This window comes from Ruegeria sp. CDSA033 (assembly GCF_059612305.1).
In genome coordinates, this window is sequence record NZ_JBXWQI010000002.1 from 351,904 (window position 1) to 364,982 (window position 13,079).

11 protein-coding genes and 1 tRNA gene are annotated in these 13,079 nt (G+C 57.3%); 5 read left to right on the plus strand and 7 right to left on the minus strand.

The genetic code is table 11. The features are described from left to right. Nucleotides 1-3: 3 nt before the first annotated feature. Nucleotides 4-408 carry a hypothetical protein gene (locus tag AC2FLA_RS05010; protein WP_496720942.1) on the minus strand — a complete coding sequence of 135 codons (405 nt, stop codon included), beginning with the start codon at nt 406-408 and terminating at the stop codon, nt 4-6. A 180-nt stretch (nt 409-588) separates the two neighbouring features. Between AC2FLA_RS05010 and AC2FLA_RS05015 the strand changes: the two genes are divergently transcribed. The 3 genes from AC2FLA_RS05015 to AC2FLA_RS05025 all read left to right on the plus strand — a co-directional run bounded on the left by AC2FLA_RS05015 (nt 589) and on the right by AC2FLA_RS05025 (nt 2,710). After that, nucleotides 589-1,656 carry an NAD(P)/FAD-dependent oxidoreductase gene (locus AC2FLA_RS05015; protein WP_282151822.1) on the plus strand — a complete coding sequence of 356 codons (1,068 nt, stop codon included), beginning with the start codon at nt 589-591 and terminating at the stop codon, nt 1,654-1,656. Then, nucleotides 1,653-2,306, plus strand: a complete 654-nt coding sequence (locus AC2FLA_RS05020) for a DUF938 domain-containing protein (protein ID WP_496720944.1) — start codon at nt 1,653-1,655, stop codon at nt 2,304-2,306. Before AC2FLA_RS05015 ends, AC2FLA_RS05020 begins: the two co-directional genes overlap by 4 nt. Before the next feature lie 68 nt (nt 2,307-2,374). Next, nucleotides 2,375-2,710, plus strand: a complete 336-nt coding sequence (locus tag AC2FLA_RS05025) for a carboxymuconolactone decarboxylase family protein (RefSeq protein ID WP_058275472.1) — start codon at nt 2,375-2,377, stop codon at nt 2,708-2,710. A 36-nt stretch (nt 2,711-2,746) separates the two neighbouring features. Here AC2FLA_RS05025 and AC2FLA_RS05030 read toward each other — a convergent pair whose 3' ends face one another. The 5 genes from AC2FLA_RS05030 to AC2FLA_RS05050 form a co-directional block, all read right to left on the minus strand. After that, nucleotides 2,747-5,254 carry a GcvT family protein gene (locus AC2FLA_RS05030; protein WP_496720946.1) on the minus strand — a complete coding sequence of 836 codons (2,508 nt, stop codon included), beginning with the start codon at nt 5,252-5,254 and terminating at the stop codon, nt 2,747-2,749. A gap of 137 nt (nt 5,255-5,391) precedes the next feature. Then, entirely contained in the window at nt 5,392-6,639 is a 1,248-nt protein-coding gene (locus AC2FLA_RS05035; protein ID WP_496720948.1) for a hypothetical protein, read from the minus strand. Nucleotides 6,640-6,739: 100 nt separating this feature from the next. Then, on the minus strand, nt 6,740-8,146 hold the full coding sequence (locus tag AC2FLA_RS05040; RefSeq protein WP_496720950.1) for an FAD-binding oxidoreductase: 1,407 nt from the start codon (nt 8,144-8,146) through the stop codon (nt 6,740-6,742). Between the two features lie 24 nt (nt 8,147-8,170). Next, entirely contained in the window at nt 8,171-9,964 is a 1,794-nt protein-coding gene (ggt, locus tag AC2FLA_RS05045; protein ID WP_496720952.1) for a gamma-glutamyltransferase, read from the minus strand. A 67-nt stretch (nt 9,965-10,031) separates the two neighbouring features. Next, complete coding sequence (locus AC2FLA_RS05050) at nt 10,032-11,018, minus strand: 2-hydroxyacid dehydrogenase (RefSeq protein WP_496720975.1); 987 nt, start codon at nt 11,016-11,018, stop codon at nt 10,032-10,034. Between the two features lie 138 nt (nt 11,019-11,156). Between AC2FLA_RS05050 and AC2FLA_RS05055 the strand changes: the two genes are divergently transcribed. Further along, nucleotides 11,157-11,678, plus strand: coding sequence for an SH3 domain-containing protein (locus tag AC2FLA_RS05055; protein ID WP_496720954.1), 522 nt, complete (start codon nt 11,157-11,159; stop codon nt 11,676-11,678). Between the two features lie 10 nt (nt 11,679-11,688). Here AC2FLA_RS05055 and AC2FLA_RS05060 read toward each other — a convergent pair whose 3' ends face one another. After that, nucleotides 11,689-12,597: a haloalkane dehalogenase gene (locus AC2FLA_RS05060; protein WP_496720956.1), complete on the minus strand. Its 909-nt coding sequence runs from the start codon at nt 12,595-12,597 to the stop codon at nt 11,689-11,691. 305 nt (nt 12,598-12,902) lie between these two features. Between AC2FLA_RS05060 and AC2FLA_RS05065 the strand changes: the two genes are divergently transcribed. After that, nucleotides 12,903-12,977, plus strand: a tRNA-Gln gene (locus tag AC2FLA_RS05065). The last annotated feature ends 102 nt before the right edge of the window (nt 12,978-13,079 follow it).

Genomic DNA, 13,079 nt, shown 5'->3' on the forward strand with positions numbered 1-13,079 from the left:
CTCTTACTGCTCCTGCTGCGCGGTCGGTTGCGATGGGGCCGCTGGGGCAGGAACATCGTTGCCTTGATTGCCCAAGGATCGGATTGCGTCGGCAATGGCGCGCAAGGGGGCGGCGACATCCGGGAACTGGAACCCGGCTACAAGAATGGCCGCCACCCAGAACAGACCATTGTGGGTAAACAGAGCCAACAGCGCCAATATCCCCACAAGCTGAAACTGAGGGTGGTTGGATTCATGCGCGATTTTTTCCGGGATGGAGTGTAGCGTAAAGTAGCCAACTCCGATCAGAACGATCACCAAAACGGTAAAAACAAACATGAAGGTCAGCAAAAAGTCGCTGCCATCTGCCTGCGTGACGTATGAGGGGATATGCCCCGTGGCCATTGGATGTAATTCTGCCGGTGTCACGTCTTTCTCCGATTCCGATGATAGCTGCACTAAAAACAGGCCGGTCTCTTTGGTTCAAGTTTACATTGCGGAAATTACGCCTCTTTTCCAATAGTGTTACGCATGCGAAGCTTTGCGCATGAATAAAAGCAGATCTCAAATCCACCCGTTTTGGGGTGATCCCAGGGCGGAGTTACTGACATGATCGATTTCCTGGTCATCGGCGGCGGCATCGCCGGGTTAAGCGCAGGTGCGCGTTTGTCTGAACATGGACATGTCGTCGTGCTCGAAGGCGAAGACGCGCTGGGATATCACACCTCTGGCCGGTCGGCGGCATTGTTCGAAAAAGGGTATGGACCGCCTTCCGTGAAGACCCTGAACGCAGCGAGCGAAGCTTATCTGAGATCGAATGGCTATCTGTCGCCGCGCGGGTTGATGCTGATCGCCGGCCATGATCAACGAGACGCGTTTCTTCAGGATCAGGCTGACCTTCGTCTTACAGAAATCTCGGTCGAGGATGCCATATCGCGGGTTCCGATACTGAACCCTCAGACTGTTGGATTTGCCGCGAGCAGCGATTTTGCTTTCGACATTGATACCGACCGAATGATGCAGGATTTCGCTCGTGTGATTAGGGCCAACGGTGGTCTGGTGCTGACACGCCAAAAGGTAAAAAGTATCACCAAAGCGGGGCATTGGGTTGTCGAGGCGGCAGACGCTTTCGAGGCCAGATCCCTTGTAAATGCTGCAGGCGCATGGGTGGATGAGATTGCGACGTTGGCAAGCGTCGCGCCGATCGGCATAGAACCGCGTCGGCGCTCAGTGGCTCGTATCCCCGCCCCTGCCGGACATGACGTGACGGGTTGGCCTTTGATGTTGGGCGCTAGCGAAGGCTGGTATGCGAAACCGGATGCCGGAAAGCTGATCGTTTCCCCTTGCGAGGCTGATCCGACCTTTCCCCATGATGCCTATGCGGACGACATGGTGTTGGCCGAGGGTCTGGCGCGGTACGAAGCGATGGTGACCGAGTCGGTCACAAGGGTCGAGGCGAACTGGGCCGGACTTCGCAGCTTTGCGCCGGATGGTACGCTGGTCTTAGGACCCGACCCTGCCGAACCCACGTTTATCTGGTCGGCAGCGCAAGGTGGTTATGGCTTTCAAACGGCACCGGCGGCCTCACAGCTGGTGGCAGATTTGACGACTGGTGCTCGTTCAGAATTGGAGGCGGCGAGCGTTTCCGCCCTAAGGCCAGAAAGGTTACGTGGATGACGAAACGCAAACTTCCCGCAAATGCCAGCGTGGCGACGATATCCGATGGGCAAAAATTGGTCGCTCCGGCGGCCAGCAGGAATGCCGACGCGCTGTGTGATTTGCTGGCTCAGTTCGCCCCTGTGTCCGGTCGCGCGCTGGAACTGGCCAGTGGTACAGGGCAGCACGTCGTGGCTTTTGCAAATCGACTGCCCGGTCTGGATTGGCAACCCAGTGAGGTTGAACCTGAACGACGCGCTTCAATCGACGCGTATGCCGAAGGCGTAGAAAACATAGCCCCGGCGATAGAACTCGATGCGGTCCAACCCGGTTGGCATTCTGTTCACGGGGCAAATGACCTGATCCTCTTGATCAACTTGCTGCATCTGATCAGCTGGTCGGAGGTGGAAGCCTTGGTGACCGAGGCCGCGCTGGCGCTGAACCCGGGCGGTCGGCTAATCCTCTACGGGCCATTCATGCGCTCCGGCCAGTTGACCAGTACCGGAGACCAGAACTTTCATGCTGCGTTGAGCCAACAAGACCCGGACATCGGATACAAGGATGACGCCGATATTCTGGACCTGCTGCGTCGAGTTCAACTGAGTTTAATCGGCGCTGTTGAAATGCCGGCAAACAACCTGGCATTTATCGCTGAAAGACCCGCAGTCTGATCAAGATCAAAGTCAGGCGGCTTCCACGAACATATTCACAAGGTGATATGTTTAAAGGAAGCCCACAAATGAACTGGCAAGACAAGCTCTCGGATACGCGCAACAATCTGCGCAACCTCAACGCTGCAATCCCTGATACCGCCCGTGCCTTCGGTGCGCTGGGAAAAACCGTCAAAGAAGGCGGTTCGCTGGACTACAAAACCAAAGAGCTGATCGCTTTGGGTATGTCCATCGCTGCCCGCTGCGAACCTTGCATAACGCTACACACCGAAGCTCTGATCAATGCCGGAGCAAGCCGCGAAGAAGTGTCAGACGTTCTGGCCATGGCCATTCAAATGGGCGGAGGACCGTCGATGATGTATGCGGCCAAGGCGTTGGAATGCTTTGACGAGCTATCAGTATGAAGAAAGGCCCCGGAGATCTCCGGGACCTTTGCTTAGTCAGCCGTCCTTGCGGATAGTTTCGTTTTTCGGATCATAGGGGCTGTCGCAGGTGACAACCGCATCCCACAGCTTGTCCTGAAGCTTGACCTTCAGCTTGGTGCCTTCGACCGCCAGATCGGGCTTCACATAGCCCATGCCGATGGATTTCTCGAAGGCCACCGAATAACCGCCCGAGGTCAGACGACCGACGCGTTCACCTTCCGGCGTATACAGCACTTCACGGCCCCACGGATCGGCATCCTCCGGTCCGTCGATCAGCAGGGTGCAGCATTTCACGCGTACGCCAGTCTCTTCCAGCTTGGCCTTGCCATAGAAGTCTTTGGACAGGTCGACAAAGCGCGGCAGGTCGGCTTCTAGCGGGGTCGCGTCGCGGCCCAGCTCGGTGCCGAAGGCGCGATAGGATTTCTCCTGACGCAGCCAGTTCTGAGCGCGGGCACCGACCAGCTTCATACCATGCTTCTCACCGGCTTTTTCCAGCAGGTCGAACAGGTAGTTCTGCATCTCGATCGGGTGGTGAAGTTCCCAGCCCAGCTCACCGGTATAGGCCACACGGATCGCGTTGACCGGGCACATGCCCAGTTCGATCTGGCGGGCCGACAGCCATGGGAAGCGCTTGTTGGACAGTGCGGTTTCCGGATCGGCGTCTTTGATGACCTCTTTCAGAACGTCCCGCGATTTGGGTCCGGCGATGGCAAAAACGCCCCACTGAGTGGTCACATCTTGGATCTCGATGTAACCGAACTCCTCCATCTTGTCCTCGGCCGCCTTGCGCAGGTAATCGGCGTCGTACTCAGTCCAGGCCCCGGCAGAGACAATGTAGTAGTTGTTCTCGCCTTTGCGGACGATGGTGTATTCGGTGCGGGTGGTACCGTGCGAGGTCAGCGCGTAGGTCAGGTTGATACGACCGACCTTGGGCAGCTTGTTGCAGGTGAACCAATCCAGGAACTGGGTCGCACCGGGGCCTTTGACGACATGCTTTGTGAAGGCCGATGCGTCGATCAGGCCAACGCCATCGCGGATCGCCTTTGCTTCGTCAACGGCATGCTGCCACCAGCCACCGCGGCGGAACGAACGGGCATCATGGTCGAAGTTTTCGGGTGCATCCAGCGGACCGAAATAGTTCGGGCGCTCCCAGCCGTTAACCCAGCCAAACTGTGCGCCACGCGCTTTCTGACGGTCATAAGCCGGAACAGTCCGCAGCGGGCGGCAGGCAGCACGTTCTTCATCGGGGTGGTGCAGGATGTAGACGTGCTCATAGCATTCTTCGTTCTTGCGGGCCGCAAACTCGGTGGTCATCCAGTTACTGCTGTAGCGTTTTGGGTCCAGCGAGGCCATGTCGATCTCAGCTTCGCCGTCGACCATCATCTGCGCGAGATAATAGCCGGTGCCGCCTGCGGCGGTGATGCCGAACGAGAACCCCTCGGCCAGCCACATATTGCGCAGCCCCGGTGCAGGACCAACCAGCGGGTTGCCGTCGGGGGTGTAGCAGATCGGGCCGTTAAAATCGTCTTTCAGGCCGGATTCGGCACAGGACGGCACGCGCTCGGCCATTGCCATATACTGGTCTGCAATGCGGTCGAGATCGAGCGGGAACAGATCAGCACGGAAACTGTCCGGCACGCCATGTTCGAACTGCGCCGGCGCACCATGTTCATAGATCCCCAAAATCCAGCCGCCGCGTTCCTCGCGTGCGTAGGATTCGTTGTCGGCATCGCGGACAACAGGGTGTTCGGGGTTACCCGCTTCACGCCATTTGACCAGTTCAGGGTCTTTGTCCATGACGATGAAGGTGTGTTCGACCGGGATCGCAGGCATCTTGATGCCCAGCATCTTGGCGGTGCGCTGCGCGTGGTTGCCCGATGCGGTCACAACATGCTCGGCAGTGATGACGACCTGCTCATCCGACGGAACGAGGTTGCCCCCTTTTTCGACCATTTTGGTGCAGGTGACTTCCCAATGAGTGCCATTCCAGTGGAAAGCATCGGCCTGCATCTTGCGGACAATATCCACACCGCGCTGACGGGCGCCCTTGGCCATCGCCTGGGTTACGTCAGCGGGGTTAATATAACCGTCTTCGGTGTGATAGATTGCGCCCTTCAGATCCGAAGTCTCGATCAGTGGCCAGCGTTCCTTGATCTGGTTCGGCGTCAGCCATTCATAGGCGACATCACAAGTCTCAGCCGTCGACGCGTAGAGCATGTATTCATCCATACGCTCTTGCGTCTGTGCCATGCGCAGGTTGCCAACAACGGCAAAACCTGCGTTCAGGCCGGTCTCTTCCTCAAGCTGTTTGTAGAAGTCGACCGAGTATTTGTGGATGTGTGTCGTCGCGTAGGACATGTTGAACAGCGGCAGCAGGCCTGCCGCGTGCCATGTCGAGCCCGATGTCAGCTCGTCCCGTTCGATCAGCATCACATCGTCCCAGCCTGCCTTGGCCAGGTGATATGCAATCGAGGTGCCGACGGCACCACCGCCAACGACCAGTGCTTTGACTTGGGTTTTCATTACCGGGCGTCTCCCCTTGAATTCAGTTGACACCATATGGCGCATTTGAATGCCCCGGCGCGACATTCATCCGACCAGTGATATAAAGAAAACGACCCGTGCATGGCGCAGAGCATCGATTTTTCATGTGAAAGGTTTCAGTTGCCCCCGACAGAGCACCGTTTGCTACTGCCCAAAGTTGCACAGGATGACTTACCCAAACCGCCCTTCCTGACCTTGACCTCACCCGATGGGACAACCTGAGGATCGCGTTCATCCGCGTTGGCGTTGGCGTGGGACACTTTGCTCATCAATCCCTTAATGAAGCCGCCGATACCGCCTGTGCTGGCCACTTCGGTTTCCGCCTCGCTTAACGCGGAGGCAAGCAGAAGGTTCTGGGTGCGAATATAAGATAGTTGCGACAGTTCCTGGTTTTCGAAGACTTCGCCGTTGGTGATGTCCATGACACCCTCGGAGTTAAAGCCCGAACTGCTTAGCGTGTTCGCCACCAAAGCGGCCGCATCTAGGTTTTCCAGCTTTTCCTGACCCAGCTTGAGCTGCGCCAACTGCATCGTTTCGTAAAGATCGTGCATTTCATCTGCTATTTCGGGCTGTCGTATCAGGGGAACTTCGATTCCGTTGCCGACAACCAGGGCCGGATGCGGCAGCAATGCGTTCAGGCCTGCGTAATCGACGAGGCCAAGAAACTCTCGGATCGTCGCATCGCTGGCATCTGCATGAAGGCGGATTACAACCTCTTGGTCAAAGCCGATACGGCCTGTGAACGCGCGATGGTTGGTCTTTTTGGTACCATCCAGCAGATTTCCGGTTGTTTCGATGAAAGCGACGCCGTCGATCACCGCATACCCTTGTTCGGCCTTCATCCCATCCAGAAACGCATCCTGCGCGCTCAGCGCCAATCCGGCCAAAGTGTTTCGTGTTGCTTGTGGTTTGAGCGTGATATCAAGCCAGATCAGTTCACCTTCTTTTGCGTAAACAGTGCCTGTCTCATCCAGCTTTCGAAGCGCGCCGTCTTTGCCGGCAGCGTTGAGCTGTAGCAATTCGACCGGCCCGCTGATCGAACTGATAAGGGGCACTGGCCCCAACTCTGAAAGAACTCTGGAAACTGCCTTGGTGTCGGGCTGGGTCAGGGCATATTGCGCCCAACCCTCTGGGGGGTTCGGAAGAAAGGATTTTGCACCGGCATCCCATAGCTCTTGACGGTCTCGCGCCGCTTGTTTCACTTCCCGCTCTTTTTGGCCTTGATCGAACCGCGCCGAGATGGTTTCTGCATATCCGCGAAGCGAAAGCGTACCGTCAGATTTTTTGTCCTGCTGAACGTAATCTAGGCCCGTGACGACCAGACCTACTATCAACACAAACCCAATGAACCTTAGCGCGCCCATTATGACCTCAAATTCAATTACTGCTTGTTTTCGCGTTGGATAGCGGCAGAATTGGGCACCCTTGTGGCTTTGAAGCGGAATTCCCAAGGATGCGCCGATTTTATTCGTTCGGCAAAATCTTTCCGGGGTTCATGATGTTATCGGGGTCCAGTGCCTTTTTGATGGCAGTCATATACGTGACGGCTGGTCCAAGCTCTTTGACCAGATAGGGCTGTTTGCCCTGCCCGATCCCATGTTCGCCCGTGCACGTGCCTTCCATCGAAATGGCCAGATCATTCAGCCAACCGACGAATTCGTCAGCTTTGCTGACTTCGTCCGCGTTTTCCATGTCGATCAGCAGCAAGGAATGAAAGTTGCCATCCCCGACATGCCCAACCACCGGGGCCATCAGCCCTAGCTCACGCGCTTTGTCCTGAGTCGCTGTAACGCACTCTGCCAAACGCGAGATCGGGACGCAGACATCGGTGGAAATTCCCCGCGCGCCCGGACGTAGCTGTAGGGAAGCCCAGTACATATCATGCCGGGCCTGCCAGAGTTTATTGCGTTCCTCAGTCGTTGAGGTCGCCGCGAAATCGGTGCCACCGAACTCTTCCGCAATCTGGTTGAACGTTTCGGACTGTTCGACCGCACCGTTTTCCGATCCGTGGAACTCGAGCAAGAGCAATGGCGTTTCCGGCAGGCTCAGCCCGGAATAGGCGTTGGCGGCCTGGACCGACATCTCATCCAGCAGCTCGATCCGCGCCACCGGAACACCGTACTGGATCGTCATCATGACGGCCTGACAGGCCGCATCCACCGATGGAAATGAACAACGGGCAGAGGTGATCGCCTCGGGGATGCCCTGCAGGCGCAAGGTAAGCTCGGTGATGATGCCCAACGTCCCTTCGGCCCCGATCAGCAGTCGGGTCAGGTCATAACCGGCCGAGGATTTCTTGGCCCGGTGCCCGGTTCGGATGATCTGCCCATCCGGCATGACCGCCTCAAGACTAAGGACATTGTCCTTCATCGTGCCATAGCGCACCGCGTTGGTCCCGGACGCCCGCGTCGCCGCCATTCCACCCAACGAGGCATTCGCGCCGGGGTCGATCGGAAAGAACAGGCCCTGATCCCGCAAATGGGTATTCAGGTCTTCGCGCGTCACACCCGGCTGTACGACGCAATCCAGATCACCCGGGTTCACAGCCAGCACATTATTCATCTGGGTCAGGTCAACCGAGATACCACCAGCTGGAGCGTTCACGTGACCCTCCAACGATGTACCCGTACCAAATGCAATCACCGGTACCTTGTGCGTGGCGCAGGTTTTGACGATCTCGGAGACCTCTTCCCTGGAATGGGGAAAAACCACGGCATCCGGGGATTGGTTTTCGATCCACGTGGTCGTGTGACCATGTTGTTCGCGGACTGCCTGACCGGTTTGCAACCGGTCGCCAAACTTCTGTTTCAGGATGCCGACAGCTGCCTCGATCCCCACTTCGTTTCGCGGCAAAGCAACTGCCTGCACCATGGTCTTCCCCTTTGAAACGCCGGGCTATTCGCCCAGCGCAATTCCTTCACGACGTGGATCGGCACCGCCGACCAGCACATCTCCGATCTCAATCGCATGCAGGCCCGATGTCAGGTCGCGCGGGTTCACTTCAAAACCCAGCTCGATTAGCGGGTCCGAGAACCCTTCGGCGGCGGTTCCCACTTCGACATCATAAGTGCCAAAACGATTGACGAGATGCGGCAGTGAAAGGGCTTGCTGCACATCCATGTCCCAATCCGCCCAGGCGATGATCGACTTGGCAACATAGCCGATGATACGGCTGCCGCCCGGCGATCCGATGGCCAGAACAGGCGCGCCGTCCTGCATCACAATTGTCGGGCTCATCGACGAACGTGGGCGTTTGCCCGGCTCCAACCGGTTGGCAATTGGAACACCGTCACTGTGCGTTTTGAACGAGAAGTCCGTCAATTCGTTGTTTAGCAGAAACCCGTTTGTCATCAGTCGTGAACCGAACCCGTTCTCAATCGTCGTCGTCATCGACAGGACGTTTCCGTACTGATCAACGATCGAGATATGCGAGGTTGAGGGTAACTCGATCGAGACATCGTCGGCCCAATTCGACGCATGATCGAACTCGGGGTTACCCGGTGCGACCTCTGTCAGGGCGGCTTCTCCGCCTAGCAGAGCGCCACGGTCGGATAGATAAGATGGATCAACCAAGCCCTGTGTGGGCATGGGAACAAAATCATGATCGGCCATATAGCGACCGCGATCTGAGAAAGCCAGACGAGAGGCATCACCGATCAGGCGCCATGCATTGGTGTCTTCGGGACCCATTGCAGCCAGATCATAGCCGTCCAGCATGCCCAGAATCTGACCAACGGTCAGCGCGCCTGACGATGGCGGGCCCATGCCGCAGACCTCATAGGCGCGATACGTTGCGCACACTGGTTCACGCTCGATCACCTGATACAGCGCCAGATCAATTCCCGACAGAACGCCCGGGTTGCCTTCGGCGTTGCGTACGGTGCTGACGATGCCAGCGGCAATCTCACCACCGTAGAAACCGGCCGAGCCTTCCTCGGCCAAGATCCGCAGAGTTTCAGCATAGGCCGGGTTGGTCAGGCGTTGCCCCTGCTCAAGTGGCTTACCGTCGGGCAGGAAATATTCTGCGGTTGCAGGAAAGCGCGACAGGCGTTCGGCATCCTTTTCGACCAGGCCAGCAAGGCGCGGAGATACCAGAAAACCGTCGTCCGCCAACGCGATGCCATCGGCAAACAGGCTTGGCCAGGGACTGCGGCCCCAGCGCCGGTGTGCCTCTTCCAGCAAGGCCGGTGTCCCGGGTGTGCCTACCGACAATCCGCCGACAACTGCATCAAAGAACTTCAGCGGTTCGCCGTTTTCGTCGTGGAACAGCCTGTGGTTCGCCTCAAGCGGGGCCGTTTCACGCCCGTCCAGTGTGGTCAGCTTGCCGGATGCAGCGTCATACCAAACCAGAAATGCGCCGCCACCAAGGCCCGAGGATTGCGGTTCGACAAGCCCCAGCACAACCTGAACGGCGAGCATTGCATCAGCCGCCGACCCGCCAGCACGCAAAACTTTTGCGCCAGCTTCAACTGCCAATGGATTCGCGGCAGCGACCATCCAGTTTTCAGATGTGACCGGCTGCCCTGCCATCTTGGCCTCAAGCGCAGCGATCACCTCTTCGGTCAGGCCTTGCACTTGCCCCTCGGACGCGCCTTCAGGCGCAACGGCATCCGCCGTTTCCTGAGCAGTCAATGGTCCTGCCAGCACCACCGCTGACAACAACACTCCCGAAATCAGACTTCGTTTCATCGTATCCTCCTGAAAATTTGCGTGTGTAAATTGGCACCGCCCTCATCAAAACACGGGAAGCACCTGATCAAAGCATCGCGGGGACCACCTGATCCGGCGGGCGGTGACCGTCTTCGAAGGTCTTGATATTGATAATAACTTTCTCACCCATTTCGATCCGACCCTCTAACGTGGCCGACCCCATGTGGGGCAGCAGAACAACGTTCGGCAATTGCCGCAATCTTGGGTTCACATCCGTCCCGTGCTCATAAACATCTAGGCCCGCACCGGCGATTTCGCCCGAGCGTATCCGGCGTGTCAGAGCGTTTTCGTCGATCACCTCACCTCTTGATGTATTCACGATAACCGCTGTTGGCTTCATCAATTTCAGCCGCCGCGCATTCATCAAATGGAAAGTAGACGGTGTGGACGGGCAATGGACCGAAATCACATCCATCCGCGCCACCATCTGATCGAGGCTTTCCCAATAGGTCGCTTCCATCTCTTGCTCGGTTTCGGGGCGAAGTCTGCGACGGTTATGGTAGTGCACCTGCATCCCAAAAGCACTGGCGCGACGCGCAACGGCCTGACCGATACGTCCCATGCCCAAAATGCCCAAACGTCGCCCGCCGATACGCCCGCCCAACAAGGCATTTGGCGCCCACCCGGTCCAATCGCCCTTTTGCATAACAGACAGACCCTCGGGAATTCGGCGGGTCACGGCGAGAATCAGCGCCATGGTCATATCAGCGGTATCGTCGGTAAGAACGCCCGGGGTGTTCGACACCAGAATGCCCCTCTGACGCGCGGTCGAGACATCGATATTGTCGACCCCTGCCCCGTAATTCGCGATCAAACGCAGGTTTTCACCCGCCTGCCCCAATAGGCCACCGTCGATCGTATCGGTCACGGTTGGCACCAGAACATCGGCGGTTTTCACGGCCTCCACCAGTTCTTCGCGGGTCATCGGGCTGTCATCGTCGCGCAACTGCACATCGAACAATTCGCTTAACCGGGTTTCAACCGCCTCGGGCAACCGTCGCGTAACGACAACACTCAGACGTTCTCTTGGCACCTCTGCACTCCCACTGCTTTGCAAACCTTCGCGCGCCATGTCATCGTGGCGCAGGATAAGGCGGGGCACAAGAACCCCATAGACATTCCGTCGACCTTTTTTCGAAGCTAGATCAACAGGCACAAGAGCAGACAGTAAGTGAGTGGTTTTCTACCCGTAAAACGCCTTGTTTCGGCGGCGTTCGCTGTTTTCCTGACGGTGTTTGGTGGCTTGGCTGCCAGCGCACAGGATAAACGTGGCCCCGTCACCAACTTACCCCTCCCACGGTTCGTTTCGATGAAAGCCGCCGAGGGCAATGTACGCCGCGGCCCTTCCCTGACCCACCGAATCGATTGGGTTTTCAAACGGCGCGGTATGCCGCTGCAGATCACCGCAGAATACGGGAACTGGCGCAGGGTTCAGGACCGCGACGGAGCCGGAGGATGGGTGCATTATGCCCTTTTGTCAGGTGTTCGAACTGTGTTGGTCGACGCCGAATTACTGACCGTTTACACAAACCCCGACGCAAATGCGCCGATCAGCGCACAGTTTGAAACGGGCGTTGTTGCTCGCCTGGGGAGCTGTTCGATGGACTGGTGCCAGATTTCTGCGGGCGGATATCGCGGCTGGGCACAGAAAACGAACCTTTGGGGCGTCGACCCAGCCGAAATCCGAGAATAACCTTAATGGATCAGGATGTGCGCGCGATGAAATCGCAGGTCAGCTTGACCAGTTCCGGACCAACGTCTTCTTGCAAAAAATGCCCCGCATTCGGCAAGATGACATGTGGCTGCCCCACAGCCCCCGGGCACATTTTCTGGAACACAGAATCAATCCCCGCCATGACCTGATCATCGGCCCCGAAAGCTGTGAGGACAGGTGTCTTTAGCCCTCGGATCACTTCCCACGCCTGCCGGTTCGGACCCGAGGACGGATCATCAGACGTCGCTGGCACCAGCAGGGGAAACTGCCGCGCCCCGGCCTTGTAACTTTCACCTGGAAAAGGCGCGTCATAGGCCGCGATAACGTCTTCGGACAGGGGTGATACAGTTCCGCCTTTCAGAATTCCACCGGCCGGAAATACCGGAACCTCCTGGCTGAACCTGCGCCAGTTCTCGAACGCATCGCCCATTGGCTGATCGCCGGTCGGCAGCGCCGTGTTGGCAATGACGATACGGGCGAACCTGTCGGGCATCTCTGCCCATAACCGCAGCCCGATCAGCCCGCCCCAGTCCTGGCAAACCAGAGTGATATTGCGCAGGTTCACCTTGCGCAGCCACTCACCCATCCAAGCCACGTGCCGCTCATAAGTGTAGTCGCTTCGTTCGGTTGGCTTGTCGGATCGCCCGAACCCAATCAGGTCTGGTGCAACCGCGCGATGTCCCTGCGCGACGAATCCCGCAATCATATGACGGTAAAGGTAGGACCAGCTTGGCTCGCCATGCATCATCAGTACCGGATCGGTCTCGGCTGGCCCTTCATCCACATAATGCATCCGCAACTGGCCGCCTTCGGTGTCGTCCACCTGCGCGTAATTCGGTGCAAACGGATAATTTGAGAGCCCGTCAAACCGGGTATCTGGCGTACGTAGAAACTTCATTCTTTTCCCTTTCAGAGTTTCCAACCCGAACGCCCTGCCACCAATGCGCGCATACAGCCCATCGCGAAACATTAGATTTCAAAAACCGCACCGCAAGATCAGGCTCTATGGGCGACCCATTCCGCATAAACTCCGCGGCCCTGGCAAACGACCAGATCACAGCAGGTTTGAACACCTTTCCCAGGAAAACAAGCCACTCTCAGATCTTCGATTAGCGCCTTTAGATTTTTTTCAATCCGCACTCATTTTTTTGTCTGAAAGGTCTTGAACCCACCGATCAACAATCGTAGACAGCGCCTCATCGTTGGGGTGTAGCCAAGTGGTAAGGCAACTGTTTTTGGTACAGTGTACCGTAGGTTCGAATCCTACCACCCCAGCCAACTTCCCGTAAGTATTTGATTTTATTTGTCTGACGTCAGGGCCAATGGGACAGTTTAGGTCGCTTTGATAAGAGAGGTTTTCTGGCACATCGTAACCACCAA